Source organism: Bacillus sp. UNC41MFS5, from assembly GCF_000686805.1.
On the sequence record NZ_JMLP01000010.1, the window covers coordinates 198,232 to 214,983 of the forward strand.

Annotated in this window: 19 protein-coding genes; 5 read left to right on the forward strand and 14 right to left on the reverse strand. The window is 38.1% G+C overall.

Annotated features, from left to right (window positions below; translation table 11 throughout):
* Positions 1-31: 31 nt before the first annotated feature.
* From BR30_RS0103800 to BR30_RS0103840, 9 genes are all read right to left on the reverse strand, one after another.
* The gene (locus BR30_RS0103800; RefSeq protein ID WP_026563843.1) at positions 32-613 is read right to left on the reverse strand and encodes a TerD family protein; all 582 of its coding nucleotides are present in this window, start codon (positions 611-613) and stop codon (positions 32-34) included.
* 101 nt (positions 614-714) lie between these two features.
* Positions 715-1,308: a YpjP family protein gene (locus tag BR30_RS0103805; RefSeq protein WP_026563844.1), complete on the reverse strand. Its 594-nt coding sequence runs from the start codon at positions 1,306-1,308 to the stop codon at positions 715-717.
* Between the two features lie 143 nt (positions 1,309-1,451).
* The gene (locus tag BR30_RS0103810; RefSeq protein ID WP_026563845.1) at positions 1,452-1,886 is read right to left on the reverse strand and encodes a BrxA/BrxB family bacilliredoxin; all 435 of its coding nucleotides are present in this window, start codon (positions 1,884-1,886) and stop codon (positions 1,452-1,454) included.
* 63 nt (positions 1,887-1,949) lie between these two features.
* The gene (locus tag BR30_RS0103815) at positions 1,950-3,083 is read right to left on the reverse strand and encodes a conserved virulence factor C family protein (RefSeq protein ID WP_026563846.1); all 1,134 of its coding nucleotides are present in this window, start codon (positions 3,081-3,083) and stop codon (positions 1,950-1,952) included.
* A gap of 10 nt (positions 3,084-3,093) precedes the next feature.
* Positions 3,094-4,983, reverse strand: coding sequence for an ABC-F family ATP-binding cassette domain-containing protein (locus tag BR30_RS0103820; RefSeq protein WP_026563847.1), 1,890 nt, complete (start codon positions 4,981-4,983; stop codon positions 3,094-3,096).
* A complete protein-coding gene (locus BR30_RS0103825; RefSeq protein ID WP_026563848.1) occupies positions 4,980-5,627 on the reverse strand; it encodes an HD domain-containing protein in 648 nt (215 codons plus the stop codon). The genes BR30_RS0103820 and BR30_RS0103825 overlap by 4 nt, the downstream gene beginning before the upstream one ends.
* A gap of 290 nt (positions 5,628-5,917) precedes the next feature.
* On the reverse strand, positions 5,918-6,769 hold the full coding sequence (locus BR30_RS0103830) for a DegV family protein (protein ID WP_026563849.1): 852 nt from the start codon (positions 6,767-6,769) through the stop codon (positions 5,918-5,920).
* A 128-nt stretch (positions 6,770-6,897) separates the two neighbouring features.
* Positions 6,898-7,419, reverse strand: a complete 522-nt coding sequence (locus BR30_RS0103835; RefSeq protein ID WP_026563850.1) for a hypothetical protein — start codon at positions 7,417-7,419, stop codon at positions 6,898-6,900.
* 18 nt (positions 7,420-7,437) lie between these two features.
* Positions 7,438-9,141 carry a formate--tetrahydrofolate ligase gene (locus BR30_RS0103840; protein WP_442852955.1) on the reverse strand — a complete coding sequence of 568 codons (1,704 nt, stop codon included), beginning with the start codon at positions 9,139-9,141 and terminating at the stop codon, positions 7,438-7,440.
* A gap of 227 nt (positions 9,142-9,368) precedes the next feature.
* Between BR30_RS0103840 and metA the strand changes: the two genes are divergently transcribed.
* Positions 9,369-10,277: a homoserine O-acetyltransferase MetA gene (gene metA / locus BR30_RS0103845; RefSeq protein WP_026563852.1), complete on the forward strand. Its 909-nt coding sequence runs from the start codon at positions 9,369-9,371 to the stop codon at positions 10,275-10,277.
* A 113-nt stretch (positions 10,278-10,390) separates the two neighbouring features.
* On the forward strand, positions 10,391-10,600 hold the full coding sequence (locus tag BR30_RS0103850; protein WP_026563853.1) for a DUF3892 domain-containing protein: 210 nt from the start codon (positions 10,391-10,393) through the stop codon (positions 10,598-10,600).
* Positions 10,601-10,636: 36 nt separating this feature from the next.
* On the opposite strand, the gene mntR is transcribed toward BR30_RS0103850, so the two are convergent.
* The 3 genes from mntR to BR30_RS0103865 all read right to left on the reverse strand — a co-directional run bounded on the left by mntR (position 10,637) and on the right by BR30_RS0103865 (position 13,785).
* Complete coding sequence (gene mntR, locus BR30_RS0103855; protein ID WP_026563854.1) at positions 10,637-11,059, reverse strand: transcriptional regulator MntR; 423 nt, start codon at positions 11,057-11,059, stop codon at positions 10,637-10,639.
* 70 nt (positions 11,060-11,129) lie between these two features.
* Positions 11,130-13,319, reverse strand: coding sequence for a DNA topoisomerase III (locus BR30_RS32590; protein ID WP_051633449.1), 2,190 nt, complete (start codon positions 13,317-13,319; stop codon positions 11,130-11,132).
* A gap of 178 nt (positions 13,320-13,497) precedes the next feature.
* A complete protein-coding gene (locus BR30_RS0103865) occupies positions 13,498-13,785 on the reverse strand; it encodes a hypothetical protein (protein ID WP_026563855.1) in 288 nt (95 codons plus the stop codon).
* Positions 13,786-14,065: 280 nt separating this feature from the next.
* Between BR30_RS0103865 and cspD the strand changes: the two genes are divergently transcribed.
* On the forward strand, positions 14,066-14,266 hold the full coding sequence (gene cspD / locus BR30_RS0103870) for a cold-shock protein CspD (protein ID WP_026563856.1): 201 nt from the start codon (positions 14,066-14,068) through the stop codon (positions 14,264-14,266).
* Positions 14,267-14,337: 71 nt separating this feature from the next.
* On the opposite strand, the gene BR30_RS35645 is transcribed toward cspD, so the two are convergent.
* Both BR30_RS35645 and BR30_RS0103875 read right to left on the reverse strand, forming a co-directional pair.
* Positions 14,338-14,523 (reverse strand): zinc-finger domain-containing protein, encoded by a 186-nt coding sequence (locus BR30_RS35645; RefSeq protein ID WP_331280760.1) that lies wholly within the window; start codon positions 14,521-14,523, stop codon positions 14,338-14,340.
* A gap of 20 nt (positions 14,524-14,543) precedes the next feature.
* Entirely contained in the window at positions 14,544-15,200 is a 657-nt protein-coding gene (locus tag BR30_RS0103875) for a reverse transcriptase-like protein (protein WP_026563857.1), read from the reverse strand.
* A 199-nt stretch (positions 15,201-15,399) separates the two neighbouring features.
* Between BR30_RS0103875 and BR30_RS0103880 the strand changes: the two genes are divergently transcribed.
* Together BR30_RS0103880 and BR30_RS0103885 are read left to right on the forward strand one after the other, a co-directional pair.
* Positions 15,400-15,807 (forward strand): reverse transcriptase-like protein, encoded by a 408-nt coding sequence (locus BR30_RS0103880; RefSeq protein WP_026563858.1) that lies wholly within the window; start codon positions 15,400-15,402, stop codon positions 15,805-15,807.
* A 5-nt stretch (positions 15,808-15,812) separates the two neighbouring features.
* Positions 15,813-16,742: a DMT family transporter gene (locus BR30_RS0103885; RefSeq protein WP_026563859.1), complete on the forward strand. Its 930-nt coding sequence runs from the start codon at positions 15,813-15,815 to the stop codon at positions 16,740-16,742.
* Positions 16,743-16,752 lie beyond the last annotated feature (10 nt).

The window sequence follows — 16,752 nt, forward strand, 5'->3', positions numbered from 1 at the left end:
AGTATGAAACTGGATCTTTTACAATTTACAATTAACCAATTTGTAAGCCGAAGTCTGTGGCAAGTGCCGCTAATCCGCCTTGATAACCGCTGCCAATGGCACTGAATTTCCATTCACCATTGTGGCGATATAATTCACCGACAACAATGGCTGTTTCAATCGAGAAGTCCTCACCTAAATCATAGCGAATTAATTCTTCTCCATTGGCTTCATTATAGATACGGGCATAGGCATTTGAAACCTGCCCAAAGTTTTGGTTTCTGCTATCTGCATCATGAATTGTAATTGTAAAAGCAATTCGCTGAATATTAGCAGGGATTGTTGTAAGATTTACTTTTACACCCTCGTCATCACCATCGCCAGCGCCTGTGCGATTATCACCGGTATGTACTACAGCACCATTTGCCCCTTGAGGATTATTATAGAAAATAAAGTCAGTTTCATTCGTTACTTTCCCATTTTCCCCCAATAAGAAAACGGATGAATCAAGATCAAAATCATTACCGCCATCATATTTGTTCGTGTCCCAACCAAGTCCAACGACCACGTTTGTTAATCCTGGATTGGTTTTTGTTAAATCCACTTTTTGACCTTTTGATAAACTTACTGCCATTTTTCATTCCTCCAATTTAGGTAATAGTCTATTTACGAGTTTGTCATAAAAAGGTTTCAATTATTATAATAAATTTTTTTTGTGCTTATTAGCAAATCGCTTTAACTCATCCATTTGGGTGGTGTATTCTTAGCCCAATAAATGGCACCTAATTCATGGTGGGTCTGGAAATCATCATGATAGGTGTGATAATGAAAATTAAACCAATAGCCTTCTTGGGGCGGATTATCCCGTCTCACATGAAAACGAAGGACATCTTTGCCGGTTCCTCGATTATTAATATTAAATATTTTCTCCGAATGTCCTCCTCCGGGATGTTCGGTAATGTTGAGATTTTTTAAATCTTCTTCAGGAAATTGAATGGCCATATCCTCAAGAGCTTTTTCGATATTCGGTAAAATAATGTCTTTGAATTCATTTTCGATGACAGGTTTTATTTTGGCACCAAATTTCTGATAGGACTGGATTTCTGCCTGTTTCAACAACGCTTCTATAAATTTGTCTTTATCGAACTCCGTTGCTTCCTCAAACATGTTCGATTGTCCAAGGGCACTTTCTGTTGAAGGGGCTTCAAACGCATCACGATCGGTGAGATTTTCAGCGTTAATATGGTCCATTAATTGTGTTGGCGTAACAAGTCCAAAAGTTAAAACAGATACTAGTACAAATAACGTTTTACGAACCCAATTATTCATTATTAGTCACCTTATTCTTTATCTATTTTTCTATTAATTTCTAAAATTAGTTTTTATAGAAACTATTATACTTCTTTTTTCGAACAATTGGAAAAATTTGCGTCCACCACTACATAAAAAAAGGATGTCGGCTGACATCCTTTTTAGCAATGGGCTTCGAATGCCCCTAGTAAATTATGCATTACTGATTCCATCGGCATTCCTTCAATATCATGTCTTGGAATAAAATGAACAACTTTATTATCCTTTAATAAGGCCATTGAAGGAGATGATGGTTCAATTCCTTCAAAATACTCACGCATTTTTGCGGTTGCTTCTTTATCCTGTCCAGCAAACACGGTTACGATTTGGTTCGGTTTTTTCTCGCTATTTAGGACGGCTTGTGTTGCAGCAGGACGAGCTAATCCAGCCGCACAACCGCATACAGAATTTACGACAACAAGCGTTGTTCCACTTACATTTTCCATAAATTCTTCTACCTCTTGTGCTGTTGAGAGCTCTTCAAAACCAGCTCTTGTTAATTCTTCGCGCATCGGCAAAACCATTTGTTTCATATATTCTTCATATGCATTTGACAATTAAAATCACTCCGTTTCGGTTCATCCATTTTAGAATACCTAATCTATTGCCTATTTGCAATTTTATTCCACGCTCTTCCTAGCTTCCGTCATTTGCTTCCAAACAGAACCTTTTGCTTCTGAGCCGCCTTCAATTCTTTCTATCGCCATTTTGATTTGCAAACTAACTTCAAATTCCGAATCATTTTCGGCAGCTTTTAACGCGGGAAGGGCCATTGCATCGCCTGCTTCATATAAAAACATAGCTGCCCGCCAGCGGACTAACTTGCTCTTATCCTTCAATGCCATAATCATTTCGTCTGTGGCTTCCGAAAACCCTAAATCTGATAGACAATCTCCTGCCGTCCTGCGAACAGTCACCGTTTTATCTTTCAGTGCCTTATATAGTAACGGCAGCACTTTCTTTTCCTTGATCATACCGAGGTACACGGTAGCTAGCCTTCGAATCGAAGCCTTTTCATCTGATAACGCTTTTTCAAGGACGGGTAAATCCTCTAGTTCTGGGTCATCCATTTGTTCGAGAACCTGATAGCGAATTTGCCAATCCTGATTATTTAAATCTTCTATTGATACTTTTTTTCGCTTTTTACTATATTTTGGTTCAGGCTTAGGATCCGTGGATTGAGCTTTTGCAACCAATTCCTCAAGCCGCACCTCTGGATAGGCGGCAATAAGTTCGTCCACCACTTCCTGACCAATCTGCTCAAACTCTCCATAGCGGACGCCTTGATTTTGCCACTTTCTAAGTAAAAGATAATGATCATCAGGCAGTTGTGCCCGTTCTCTCGCCTTTAAGAAGTATTCCGGCATTCCGAAACGTTTTTCTGATGTGCCGTCCGTCAGCTTTACTTGGAGCGGTATATCTTTAAACATCTGGATTTCAACATTAATCTCACCAAAATGTTCGTTAATCTGATTGGTTTGAATAATTTCTTCCGCTTTTTCCCCAAATGCTTGGCGAACTTGAGGTAATAATTCCTTCCAATCATATTTCGCATTTCGTTCAATGGCAAGGAAATCTGCCACATGATAAACACCTTTTATGCCATCGATTTGAAGGATGGCTTGAATCATTGCTGGCGCATCAGCAGCAGTTTCTTTTTTATAATTATGGCTTTTACCCATTGGAAGTTCTTCATCTAAAATGATTTTCATTGTATTTGGACTTGGCGTTGGTTCAATCGCCTTAATTTTCAACACGACCACCTCATTCCTTTTCCGCAAGTTCGGCCAAGTAGGACCAGCGCTCGATTAAATGCTCGAGTTTTTCGTTTAATTCAGTCTCTTGATTCATCAAGTCCTGTGCTTTCGTAAAATCACTGCCTGTCTTCGCCATTTCGGAGGCTATTTCTTCCAGACGGGTTTCCGTTGTCTCAATGTCTCCATCAATGGATTCCCATTCTTTTTTCTCTGCATAGGTCATTCTTTTCTTTTTTTCTTTTTCAATTGTTTTTGTAGGCTTAGTTGTAACAGTGATTGTTTTTTGTGCCTCTAATGCCGATTCCTTTTCAAGATACTCTGTGTAATTTCCATAGAAGGATTCGATTGCCCCTTCCCCTTGTAGAACGAGAAGCTGCTCGGCCACCTTATCTAAGAAATAGCGGTCATGGGAAACCGTGATTACCACTCCTGGAAAATCTTCCAAATAATCTTCGAGAACGGTCAGTGTTTGTGTATCAAGATCATTGGTAGGTTCGTCCAAAAGAAGCACATTTGGTGCTGTCATTAGTATTTTCAATAAATATAAACGTCGTTTTTCTCCACCCGATAACTTGCGGATTGGTGTTCCGTGCGTAAAGGGCGGAAACAAAAAGCGTTCGAGCATTTGGGCCGCTGAGATTGTTTTCCCATCCGATGTGTTTACAACTTCGGCTGTCTCTTTAATGTATTCAATCATCCGCTTATTTTCATCCATGTCTTCACTTTCCTGGGTATAATAAGCGATTTTCACGGTCTGACCCATGATGAATTCCCCTTCATCTAGCGGGATTTGTTTGGCAAGAATATTTAACAGAGTCGATTTACCCGTCCCATTTTTCCCAATAATACCAATCCGATCCCCCGGCTTCACAAGCAAATCAAAGTGATGTAAGATTGTTTTTGATCCAAATCGCTTGGATGCATCCTTCAGTTCAAATACTTGTTTTCCAAGGCGGCTGCCATTTAAAGTGATATCAAGTTTTTCAGAGGCTGGCTTTCCATTAGTAACCTTCTCATCGAGCTCTTCAAATCGTTGAATTCTGGCTTTTTGTTTTGTGGTTCTTGCTTTTGCGCCGCGCCTGATCCACTCAAGTTCTCTTCTGAAAAGATTCTTTCTTTTTTCAAATGTCGCTGCTTCATTCTCTTCACGAATCGCTTTTGCTTCTAAAAAGGCTGCATAATTTCCTTTATAGCTATATATTTGCCCGCCATCTAGTTCAAACATCCGATTGGCCACTCGGTCTAGAAAGTAACGGTCGTGAGTGACAAGCAAAATCGAACCACTATATCTGCTTAAATAATCTTCTAACCATTTCACCGAATCAAAATCAAGATGGTTGGTTGGTTCATCTAAAATTAGTAAATCTGGTTCCGATATCAACACTTGTGCTAATGCGACCCTTTTTTTCTGTCCCCCGGACATCTCACCAATTCTTTTTGTAAAATCTTCAATCCCTAATTTTGTTAATATCGATTTTGCATTTGTACTCGCATCCCAGGCATTTAGTGCATCCATCTGCTTTTGCAAACGAAAAAGGTCTTCTTGGACCTTCGTATCATTTGGAGAACTAGTAAGCTCCAACAATGTTTTTTCATAGGAACGCATTAGTTTTAGAATTGGGGCTTCACCATGGAAAACCTGTTCTAGCACTGTTTTATCCCCATCTAATTCTGGCTGCTGGTTTAAAAATGTGATTGAATAATCTTTGCTAGTGATGATTTTGCCTTCGTCCGGCGTATCCAGTCCAGCAATAATTTTTAAGAGTGATGATTTACCAGTCCCATTGACCCCTATTAACCCGACACGTTCTTTTTCTCCAATCGTAAAGGAAATAGAGTTAAAGAGTTGTTTTTCCCCATATGTTTTTGAAACATTTTCAACTGTGAGCATTTTCATACTTGTCCATCCCATTCTTGGTAAAATTGTTCTAGAAATGATACCATCATTTGTTGACGACTTTCTGCCATTTTTCGAGCAGTATCTGTATTTAGTAAGTCTTTCAATTTAAGCAGTTTTTCATAAAAATGATGAACGCTTGTTGATTTCCCTTTTCGATATTCTTCTAGTGTCATTTCATTTCTAACAGAAATGCTTGGGTCATAGATGGATTGCCCTTTTTTGCCGCCGTAGGCAAACGCCCTCGCAATCCCGATGGCCCCAATCGCATCTAAACGGTCAGCATCCTGAACAATTTTTGCTTCAATCGTTGACAAAGTTGTCGTTTGTCCACCCTTAAAGGAAATCGTGGCGATAATCTGATTTATATGCCTTTTATCATTATCTGTCAGCGGAAGGGTTTGTAAATAAGATTCCAGTTTTTCTTCCCCTTTTTTGCTGCTTTCATTGAGCTTTTCATCCGATATGTCATGGAGAAGAGCAGCCATTTCAATAATGAACGAATCTCCTGCCATTTCTTCCTCGCAAATATGTAGGGCATTTCTTCGAACACGATCCACATGAAACCAATCATGGCCAGTAGGATCTTCCCCTAATTCGTTGCGGACATAATTTTCTGTTAGTTCTATCATTTGGTTTTTCATTTTCCCGAACACCCACTTTCACCCCTGCTATTTTATCATGAAAAACAAAGAACAAAAAGCGCAAGCGCCCGTTTAGCGGCGTATGGACTGGAGAGCTCCAACCGAGATAAAGGAAACACGAAGAGCGGAGCGCATTCGTGCTTGACTTATCGTAGGGCGGAGAGCGAAGTACACTAGCCGCTGGGCGCTGGAGCTGGATTCAGAGAGACATTTGAATTTATCCACAATAAATTATTTTATAATTTCCTATACAATAAAAAATAACCCCGAATCTCCGAGGTTATTTAAGCCTATCTATTCAACCCATTGTGCCAGCTAATCCCGAGCGTATTTTCACCTGCATGTACACCGATTACCGCTCCTAAGGGGCAATGTACTATCTCTAAATCAGGAAATTCCTTTCTGATTTCATTTTCCCAATTAGAAGCCTGTTCCTCATGCAATCCATATAAAATATATACTTCTTTAAAGTGATGCTGCTCGTAGGATGATCGTAAATAATCCAATATTTTTTCTTTCGCCTTTTTCTCGCTTCGTGCTTTTTCTTTTACATTCAATGCCCCGTCTACGATGGATATGATTGGTTTAACATTAAGCATACTGCCGAGAAAGAATTTCAAGCCTGACATTCTGCCGCTTCGGTGAAGTTGTTCTAAACTGCCAACAAGGACATAAGTCTCGTTCGTTTTCTTTATCCTTTCAAGTTGGTCGATTACTGATTCGAGGCTAGCACCAGCCTCTAGCAAGGCTATTCCCTCTTTAAGCAAGGCCGTCAGCGGATAAGTAAGAATGTTAGAATCAATCGTGGTAACCGGAATATCAACCAATTTTGCTGCCTGCTCACTTGAGGATACCGTACCACTTAATTTTCCCGACAAAAGTACGGCAACCACTTGGTCATAATCCGCTGACAATTTTTCGTATAATCCCTGAAATGCCCCAATAGAAGGCTGTGATGTTTTTGGAGGATTTTTAAGCTGCTTTAGTCGATCAAATAATTGAGCAGATGTTAAGTCAATCCCATCTGAATATTCCTCGCCATCAAGTAAAATTGTTAACGGTATTGTATATAAATCCGGATGATTTCTTAATTCTTCGTCTAAATAGGCAGTACTATCTGTAACCCATGCCGTTTTGACCAACGTCATCTCCCCTTTCTATAATCTTGAACTAGTATGTAAATTAATCGTACATAAAAATTAGAATATTGTAAATATTATAAGAACAATAACAAAACCAGCCTTTAATAAAAAAAGCTGGTTTTGGATTTTTAACTAATTTCCTCGTTTAGTTTCTTTAGCGTTGTGATAATAAACTCTGTCATTTCGACTAAGTCCTCTATTTGGTCTTCATGTATCAGCCGGTCAAATTCAATTGTTATTATAAGAGCATGGACTGAATCAATTCTTAACGGGTCATAGAGAACACTTTGAGTTATTGTTCTGGTCGGCCCCCAAATATCCATTAAATGGGCTTTTAGTGTGGTAAAGTCTATGTCCAATTCATCTTTGGTTGTACGAAATTGCAGACTTAACATACTTCCTGCCTGCTCCTCTGATTGTAAGGATGGTAAAAGCTCCGCTGCCAAATTAACAAGTCCTGATTTCAGTTCGATTGTTGCCATTACCTTTTTTTCGGGTAATCGGAACGAAATGTCAAATGTTCGTGACATTTTAGCCATATTAACGGTATCGTTTCGATCGGAAATAACTATCTCTCCACTAATATCAAGATCATAAAGAGCTCCTTCAATCACTACTTTCATGTTATCAAATGCAGTTGGATCAAACATAAACGTTCGACTCTCCTCTTAGAATAGCCCGATTGCATTCCCGTTTTCATCGACATCCATATTCAAGGCTGCCGGTTTTTTTGGTAATCCCGGCATCGTCATGACATCTCCTGTTAAGGCGACAATAAATCCAGCCCCGATTGATGGTTTAAATTCCCTGACTGTTACACTAAAATCCGAAGGTCTGCCTAACTTTGATGGATCATCAGATAAAGAATACTGGGATTTCGCCATACAAACCGCCAAATTAGACCAGCCAAACTTTTCAAAATCAATTAATTGTTTCTTGGCTTTTGATGAAAATTCAACTTCGTTTCCTCCATAAACTTTTTGAACAATCGTCCGAACTTTCTTCTCGATTGAATCAGATAAGTCATATAGAGGCTTATAATGGATTTCTTCCTTGTCCATGACAGCTAACAGTGTATTAGCTAGATCAATGCCGCCTGCTCCACCTTTTTCCCACACTTCAGTTAAGGCAACAGGCACATTTTCTCTTTGACACCACTCAAGTAATGTTTCTACCTCCTGCTTGGTATCGGTGATGAATTTGTTAACGGCCACAACAACTGGTAATCCAAAGCTCTGAATTGTCTCAATGTGTTTCTTTAGATTTGCAAAGCCCAGCGTTAATGATGGAATATTTTCATTAGCTAACTCACTTTTCACTACACCGCCATGCATTTTCAAGGCACGAATTGTCGCAACAATGACAACAGCTTCCGGTTTAATACCTGCGCTTCTCGATTTAATATGTAAAAATTTCTCTGCACCCAAATCCGCCCCAAATCCTGCTTCTGTAATCACATAATCCGCTAATTTAGCTGCAGTGGTTGTAGCAATTACACTGTTGCATCCATGGGCGATATTTGCAAATGGACCGCCATGAATTAGTGCTGGCGTGTGTTCAATTGTTTGTACAAGGTTGGGTTTAACCGCATCTTTTAACAATAACGTTAATGCACCTTCCACCCCTAGGTCACCAACAGTCACCGGATTCTTATCATAATTATAAGCAACAACCATCCGTGATAGTCGTAATTTTAAATTTTTTAAATCTGTGGCTAAACATAGAACCGCCATAATTTCTGATGCAACTGTAATATCAAAACCATCCTCCCGCGGTACCCCTTGAAGCGGACCGCCAAGACCGATGATTACTTTTCTTAAGGCTCTGTCATTTAAATCTACCGCCCGTTTCCAGACAATCCTGCGTTGATCGATGTTAAGTTCGTTACCCTGTTGGAGATGATTATCGATTAATGCTGCGAGGGCATTGTTTGCAGTCGTTATCGCGTGAAGATCTCCAGTAAAGTGTAGATTGATATCTTCCATTGGCAGGACTTGTGAGTACCCACCACCAGTCGCACCGCCTTTAATACCCATTGTAGGGCCTAGGGAAGGCTCTCTTATGGCAATCATCGTTTTTTTACCAATCTGATTGAAAGCATCGGCCAGCCCAACGGTCACGGTCGACTTTCCTTCGCCAGCTGGTGTTGGATTAATGGAAGTGACAAGGATAATTTTCCCACTTTCCTTTGTTCTCAGTTTAGCAAGAGTCTCGTTTGAAATTTTGGCTTTGTATTTACCAAAGAGCTCTAAATCATCTGCTTCCAGACCAATTTTTTCGGCGATTTCAACAATTGGCCTCATCTCTGAATCTTGTGCAATTTCAATGTCTGATTTCACTATTGTTTTCAATACCACCTTTATCCCCCGCATTCCGCATTAGAATTGGACCTACGGTTTCATTGTATCAAAAAAGCGCTTTCAATCCGATTGCTAATTATGAACAAATTATTATCTTTTCTGAAATTACAATAATGTTTATAATATAATTATTAAATTTTTTAAATATTCATTGACTTCTTGTCGTCTGAAGTAGTTATATTAATGGATGTAGTATTAAGAAAAACGCCTGAAATTAACCAGAAAAAGGGGATGGTCACTTGCCAATTAACATTCCAAAACTCCTTCCAGCAAGGGAAATTCTTGAAACAGAAAATATTTTCATTATGGACAATGAACGTGCAATTGCTCAGGACATCAGACCACTAAATATACTCATTCTGAATTTAATGCCTGAAAAAGAAAGAGCAGAAACACAACTTTTACGATTATTGGGAAACTCGCCCTTACAAGTAAATGTTAATTTTTTAAAAACGAATTCATATGAATCGACCCATACCAGTAAACAGCATCTCGAACAGTTTTACACGACCTTTTCCCAAGTGAAGAACCTGAAATTTGATGGGATGATTATTACTGGTGCTCCGGTGGAGCTGTTAGAATTTGATCAAGTGAAATATTGGTCGGAGTTAACAGAAATAATGGATTGGGCAAATGAAAATGTCACTTCGACACTACATATTTGCTGGGGAGCTCAGGCTTCGCTACATTACCATTACGGAATTGGTAAATTTGAATTACAGAGAAAATGCTCCGGCATTTATGCCCACCGGATTTTCGATCAAAATGATATTTTGCTGCGTGGTTTTGATGATCAATTTTACGCTCCGCATTCTCGTTATACAGATGTTTCGATTGAAGCAATTAAAAAGAATTCAGCATTAAAATTATTAGCTGCTTCAGATGATGCGGGAGCCTTATTAATTGCATCTCGAGACAGGAAGCATGTGATGATTACCGGACATTTAGAATATGAATCAGATTCGCTTGCACAGGAGTACGAAAGGGATGTGAATAAGGGTCTTGAAATCCATATACCCGAAAACTACTTCCCAAATAATGATCCCACCCAACCGCCAATAAATCGCTGGCGTTCACACGGCCATTTATTCTTTTCAAACTGGCTCAATTATTATGTATACCAAGAAACTCCTTTTTATTGGGGTTAGCAGAAAGCATCGGAAAATAACTTCCGATGCTTTTTTAAGTTTATTTTTTGTAAAAATAGAAAGAATATAAAAAAAGTAAGGGCTTCATAAAAAATCTAAAAGGGAGAGTTTTCATGGAATCAATCGTCGCACTTCATCGCAATTACTATGGTGAAATTATTAACTTCGTTACTTCTGAGGGACGAATCATCTCGTATCGAAAAGCGTTACAAGAGGCCGAAGACGGTCTAATCCAAGGGGTCCAGGCGATAGAGGAACACGGGAAAATGTCTTTAATCCCAGAAAGCAGCCAATCTTTTGACCAATTCCCAGATTTATATTAAAAGCACCTAGCGTAATTTTAGCTAGGTGCTTTCTTATTATTCATTTTCATTCTGTTTTTGAATTTCATTTAATGCATCAATTCGCTTTTGATCCTCTTCAAAAAACTGAACAAGGTCACCAATTCGATCGATGGAATCCCAACTTAAATGGTGCTCAATCCCTTCGACATCGTTATAAATATTTTCATCTTTTACACCGATGATTTTTAGGAATTGTTCTAGCAAATCATGTCTAAAGACAAGGCGTTTACCAATCTTTTTACCTTTTGTTGTTAACACAAGACCTCTATATTTTTCATAAACTAAGTACTCATCTTTATCAAGCTTTTGCACCATTTTCGTTACTGAGGAGGGATGTACAGACAGCGCTTCGGCAATATCTGAGACCCGAGCGTATCCTTTTTCTTCAATCAATATATATATTTGTTCAATATAATCTTCCATACTTGGTGTTGGCATCCCTTACCCTCCAAAAAAATTACTCAACTAAAAGTGTACTATAAGAAAAAAATAGTGACAAGGCACTTTATCATTTATCTATAATTACTTCCTTATATTGAGGCGTTTGTTCAAATAAAAATTTGACCTTTTTTTCAGCTTCGTCTAAATAAAGCCGTGCATTAAAAGTTTTATCTTTATTAACAAACCCTTCAATCGGCTCTGTTTTCCCTTCTGATAAAAGAAGCTTAATATTCTTTTGCGTAATATTTTTACCTAAAATCTTCTTGGATATAGTAAAATCACAATGATTTTTTTGGTAATTGGAACAGCCGTAAAAACTGCCCTTGTCCACTACCGAACCCTCACATTTTTTACAAGGCCCTAGTTTGGTATATGACTGCTTTCTTCCTTTTTGCTTCCCTGGTGCAAAGTTTTCACGCATTTCATCTGAAAACGACCAATTTGCCGCTTGGTCAATACTAGACGTAATTAAATGAAAAACCATCTTTTTCGTTTGCTCCATGAAATGTTTGGGTGCTGCGGATCCTTCTGAAATTTCCTTCAATTTCTGTTCCCACTTGGCGGTCATTTCTGGTGAAGCTAAAATTTCTTTGCCGATGGCTTCAATCAAGATTTTGGCCTTTGCTGTGGCATAGACTAAATTTTTGTTAACCTCAATATACAAGCGGTCCTTTAGCATCGTAATGATGCCTGCTCTCGTCGCTTCCGTGCCAAGACCCTCGGTTTTAGTGAGAATTTTTTCAAGTTCTTTATCATCTATATGCTTTCCGGCCGTTTTCATTAACGTAATCAATTGACCTTCGGTATAACGTTTTGGAGGCTGAGTTTTACTTTCTTTCACTTCCACTTTATTTGTCTTCCCTTGCTCACCTTCTGTTAACTTTGGCAGTGCAGGCTCATCATCATTATCTTTTGGTTTCAGTACCTTTCGCCAGCCTTCTTCAATTTGGACCTTTCCTTTTGAAATAAATGCCGCCCTGACATCTACTAATGTAGTTACAGTAGTATATTCCGCAATCGCCTTACTGTAATGTGCAGCTATTAAACTTGTTACGACTAAATCATATATTTTCTTTTCATCTGGGGTAAGCCGCTCTACATTTGGGATTTGTTCCGTTGGAATAATTGCATAGTGGTCCGTGACCTTCTTTTCATTCACATAGCGTTTGTTTTCTGAGATCGATGTTATTGGCAAGGGGAAGAAACTTTCGTAATCTTTCATATGACTTAATTTGTTTAAGATATCTGGGAAAGTATTGGCTTCTTCTTTCGTGACATACCGTGAATCGGAACGAGGGTATGAGACATTTCCTTTTTGATAGAGCTTTTGCATAACATCTAGTGTTTTCTTCGGAGAAAACTTAAACCGTTTATTCGCTTCAGCTTGGAGGGCCGATAGATTATATAAGAGTGGAGGGAGAAATTCTTTTCTTTCTGATTGAACCTCACTAACCTCAGCGGGTTTATCCTTGCAAAAAGCCGCAACTTTTTCTGCTAACTCTTTATTGGATACTCGAGTTTCGCCATCATTCTGCCATTTTCCAGTGTACTTTTTACCATCAATATTAAAATGTGCTAGAACCTCCCAAAAGGGTTCAGACTTAAAGTTCTCTATTTCTAGTTCTCTTTTAACAATAAGGGCTAAGGTAGGGGTTTGCACTCTGCCAACTGAAAATACATCGGAAAACCCTTGTTTTTGCAATAAGAGGCTATAGAGCCGTGAGGCATTCATACCAACCACCCAGTCCGCACAAGCCCTGGTATAGGCTTCAAAATATAAACTCCGCGTCTGTTGTTCATCCAAAAGTTTCTGGAATCCTTCTCGAATACTGTTGGCTGTTAACGAAGAAATCCAAAGCCTCTTCATGGGTTTATGACATTTAGTCAGCCTGAGGATATTGCGGATAATCAGCTCACCTTCCCGCCCCGCATCACCCGCATGAATAATTTCAGTAACCCTTGGGTCAGAGACCAATGTCTTAATGACGGCAAATTGTTTTGCCTTATCCTTTGTTACCTCGTATTCAAACTGTTCGGGAATCATTGGTAAATGATCTAATGACCATTTTTTCCAGCCTTGCTGATATTTTTCAGGTGAGACTAATTGGCATATATGTCCAATCGCCCAAGTTACATAGGCTCCCTCTGGAAAAATATCATTCGAAAAAATTTCAATAAAACCATTTTGTTTTTTATGTTTAAAGATTGATGCTAAAGTCGAACCTTGATCCGGCTTTTCGGCAATAATTAATTTCATATGATTGCTCCCTTTTTTACAAGCATCCCGAAGTCCATTTTACCCATTAAATCGATAGTTAGTAAAGAGATAAAATACTGGGCATCCAGTATTTTCCTTGACGAAATTATGACAAATGAGTCACTGGAGAATAAATAAAAGGATGGCCATTTTATGGCCATCCTGGATGAACTTATCATTACTTTATTTGTTTTAAAGTGGTAATCTCTGGATTATCATACCAATTGTCATCAGGGATAATATTTGAAACTGTTAATATTAAAGATGGAATTCTCTCAACTTCGAAAACTATCGCACCTATTTTTTTCGTAAAAATGATAAAGGCACTTCCATGAGAGTATTTAATTAGATCAGCACCGATATGAAGCAGAGCCATTAATATCGCCTGTTTTTCGACTGAATCAATATAGACTTGCGGTGAAAATCTTAATATCCATTCCGCACCTTCAATGGAAAATCGGTACATGGTATCTGCCTCCTGCATGTATATTGGTTATTTAAACATATGATGCAAAAGTAGTTTTATGTTAGTGCCTGCAAACGATTATCCAAATATTTTCATAGAATCTATGATAAATTCACTAAAAAACCTAAGTCCTTCCTTGACTGTAAATTTTCAGTATTGTATATTTAAAGCATCATGTATCTACTATATGCATTTTTATACTAGTGCAGATTGTCTACATGATAATATTTATCTTTGGCACCATAAGGGTGGCTTGAAAAGGCTTAGGAGGAAGAAGTAAATGCAAAACGGTAAAGTTAAATGGTTTAACAATGAAAAAGGTTTTGGTTTTATTGAAGTAGAAGGCGGCGACGATGTATTCGTACACTTCAGCGCTATCACTGGCGAAGGCTTCAAATCTTTAGAAGAAGGCCAAGAAGTTTCTTTTGAAATCGTTGAAGGAAACCGTGGACCACAAGCAGCTAACGTTGTAAAACTATAATCTAAATTAACCAATTAGGGCTGACGAATATCGTCAGCCTTTTTATTTTTGCAGGTACTATATGATATGCATTAACTTAATTTTTTCCCAAACTCCTGAAGTTGTTCTCCTACTGTACACTGGGAAATGCAAAACCGGTGTGCTGATCTTCGCCCGCCTTCTTTTTTCATATGTTGATGTAAAAAGCAGCCTTCACAGTATTGAGCCATTAAAGATTCGACATGACTCAATAATTCTATTCTGTTGATTTCCTTCACAAGAGTTTCACACCCATTTCCTAAAGAATTAATGTTTTTGCAAATATTTCTTTTCCCTCTAATGCTTGTGTCGCCAGTTTATCAGCCTCTTTATTATCTTTTCTATTAATGGACGTATATTTAGGTATTAAACCTAAGGCTTTAATTTTTTCCTCAATTCGGTCAAGCCAGCTGTTAAGTGTATCTTCATAGCATGGCCACTCCCCTTCTAATTGTTTTAACACAACCTGGGAGTCACCCTTAAATTCACAAGATAGATGATGTACTCCTAAATCTTCTAAAATATTTAAGGCATAATAAAAAGCAGCATATTCTGCTTCATTGTTTGTCTCCAATTCATCTATCCGTTCATTCGCTCGAATACGGTATTTCTTCTTCCCCTGTTTAAAAAATATAACAGCACCAAGACCTGCTTGATTTGTTTCCTTTTGAAAACCCCCATCAAAGTAAACGGTTATTTCGTGTGGATCTTCTTCAATTTCTGTCATCAACTTTTTCATTTCCTTTAAAATCCAAGATGTTCCTTTCTCATCATAAAAAAACAAATCCGATACCTTCCCAGTACTTTCAAGCTCTTCGCCGATTTGTATCGCTGTTTCACCTGATACCAATTCAGAGGAAAACTGAACCTTATCATTACTTTTCGTTTTATACATCCACTCTAACCGATATTTCAATGTCTTCAACCTTTCTTTAAAGAATTCAATGGTATATAAAATAATCGATTCCTATTCGGCAATTTTACCACTTCATCCTAACCTATTCTGATATATTCTTATCATACCCACTTCTTCATAGTTGTTATAAGAATAAATATTTTCTGCCTTAAAAGAAATATGATAAACTTTCATTAGTACACTTATGGAGGAAACAGAATTGATTGAAGTTTATATTGACGGGGCAAGCGCTGGAAATCCTGGACCAAGCGGGGCCGGGATTTTTATAAAAGGAAATGGCATTACTGAAAAATATTCCATTCCTCTTGGAAACATGTCAAATCATGAAGCAGAATATCATGCATTTATTAAAGCATTAGAATTATGTTTAGAAAAAGGGATTCAGGATTCCGTTTTGTCTTTTCGAACGGATTCCCAATTAGTTAATCAGGCAGTTGAAAAAGAGTTTGTAAAAAATAAGCTTTACACACCATTACTTGAACATGCATTACATTTATCCAAACAAATTCCTTTATTTTTTATGAAATGGATTCCGAGCGCTGAAAATAAAGTTGCTGATGAATTAGCACGGCAGGCGATTCGAAAAAATCTTCCCGAGGAGCAATGAAACTCATGAAAAAACCTATATTTGCTGATTTAAGTTTGCTCCTTGTCACGATTATTTGGGGTACAACTTTTGTATTGGTTCAAAATGCCATTGATTTCCTTAAACCATTTTCCTTTAATAGTATTCGCTTTCTTGCGGCAGCCATAATATTAATTGTCTGCCTTCTCCTATTTGATAAAGAGCAGTTGAAAAAATTGGATAGAAAATTACTTTTATCCGGTGTTTTCATCGGATTTTGGCTATTTCTTGGGTATGCTACGCAAACCATCGGGCTATTATATACAACTTCTTCTAAAGCAGGATTTATAACAGGGCTAAACGTTGTTCTCGTTCCATTGTTTTCCATGATGTTATTAAAGCAGTTCCCCACCAGAAATGCTGTTTTCGGTGTGTTAACAGCGACGATTGGCTTATTTCTGCTGACAATGACTGATGTGATTGCATTGAATAAGGGAGATGGCTTTGTTTTCATTTGTGCGATTAGTTTCGCGCTTCAAATTATTTATACTGGTAAATTTAGCAATAAATATCCAACACTGCTGTTAACAATTATCCAAATTACAACTGTAGCTATATTATCGATCGTATCCTCTTTCCTTTTTGAAGATTGGAGGAAGTCATTTAATCCCGAGATACTATTTAGACAAGAGGTGCTCATTGCCTTAATCATCACGAGCTTGTTCGCGACGGCTCTGGCCTTTTTAATTCAGACCAATTTCCAAAAGTATACTTCAGCAACAAGAGTAGCCTTGATTTTTGCAATGGAGCCGGTGTTTGCTGCAATTACAGGGTTTTATTGGGCTCATGAACGACTATCCTATAGTGCTCTAATAGGCTGTTTCCTAATATTTGCAGGTATGATATTTGCTGAACTCCCAACCCCAAAAATTACTTTACTTAAAAGAAGTAAGAGTGTTGAAAATAAAATTTCATGAAAAAACTCCC

Excerpts from the sequence above, each read along its gene's own strand:
- BR30_RS0103800 (WP_026563843.1), bottom strand. The coding sequence starts at position 613 with ATGGCAGTAAGTTTATCAAAAGGTCAAAAAGTGGATTTAACAAAAACC.
- BR30_RS0103805 (WP_026563844.1), bottom strand. The coding sequence starts at position 1,308 with ATGAATAATTGGGTTCGTAAAACGTTATTTGTACTAGTATCTGTTTTA.
- BR30_RS0103820 (WP_026563847.1), bottom strand. The coding sequence starts at position 4,983 with ATGAAAATGCTCACAGTTGAAAATGTTTCAAAAACATATGGGGAAAAA.
- BR30_RS0103825 (WP_026563848.1), bottom strand. The coding sequence starts at position 5,627 with ATGAAAAACCAAATGATAGAACTAACAGAAAATTATGTCCGCAACGAA.
- BR30_RS0103835 (WP_026563850.1), bottom strand. The coding sequence starts at position 7,419 with ATGTTTGATCCAACTGCATTTGATAACATGAAAGTAGTGATTGAAGGA.
- BR30_RS0103840 (WP_442852955.1), bottom strand. The coding sequence starts at position 9,141 with ATGCGGGGGATAAAGGTGGTATTGAAAACAATAGTGAAATCAGACATT.
- BR30_RS0103850 (WP_026563853.1), top strand. The coding sequence starts at position 10,391 with ATGGAATCAATCGTCGCACTTCATCGCAATTACTATGGTGAAATTATT.
- mntR (WP_026563854.1), bottom strand. The coding sequence starts at position 11,059 with ATGCCAACACCAAGTATGGAAGATTATATTGAACAAATATATATATTG.
- BR30_RS32590 (WP_051633449.1), bottom strand. The coding sequence starts at position 13,319 with ATGAAATTAATTATTGCCGAAAAGCCGGATCAAGGTTCGACTTTAGCA.
- BR30_RS0103865 (WP_026563855.1), bottom strand. The coding sequence starts at position 13,785 with ATGTACCGATTTTCCATTGAAGGTGCGGAATGGATATTAAGATTTTCA.
- cspD (WP_026563856.1), top strand. The coding sequence starts at position 14,066 with ATGCAAAACGGTAAAGTTAAATGGTTTAACAATGAAAAAGGTTTTGGT.
- BR30_RS0103885 (WP_026563859.1), top strand. The coding sequence starts at position 15,813 with ATGAAAAAACCTATATTTGCTGATTTAAGTTTGCTCCTTGTCACGATT.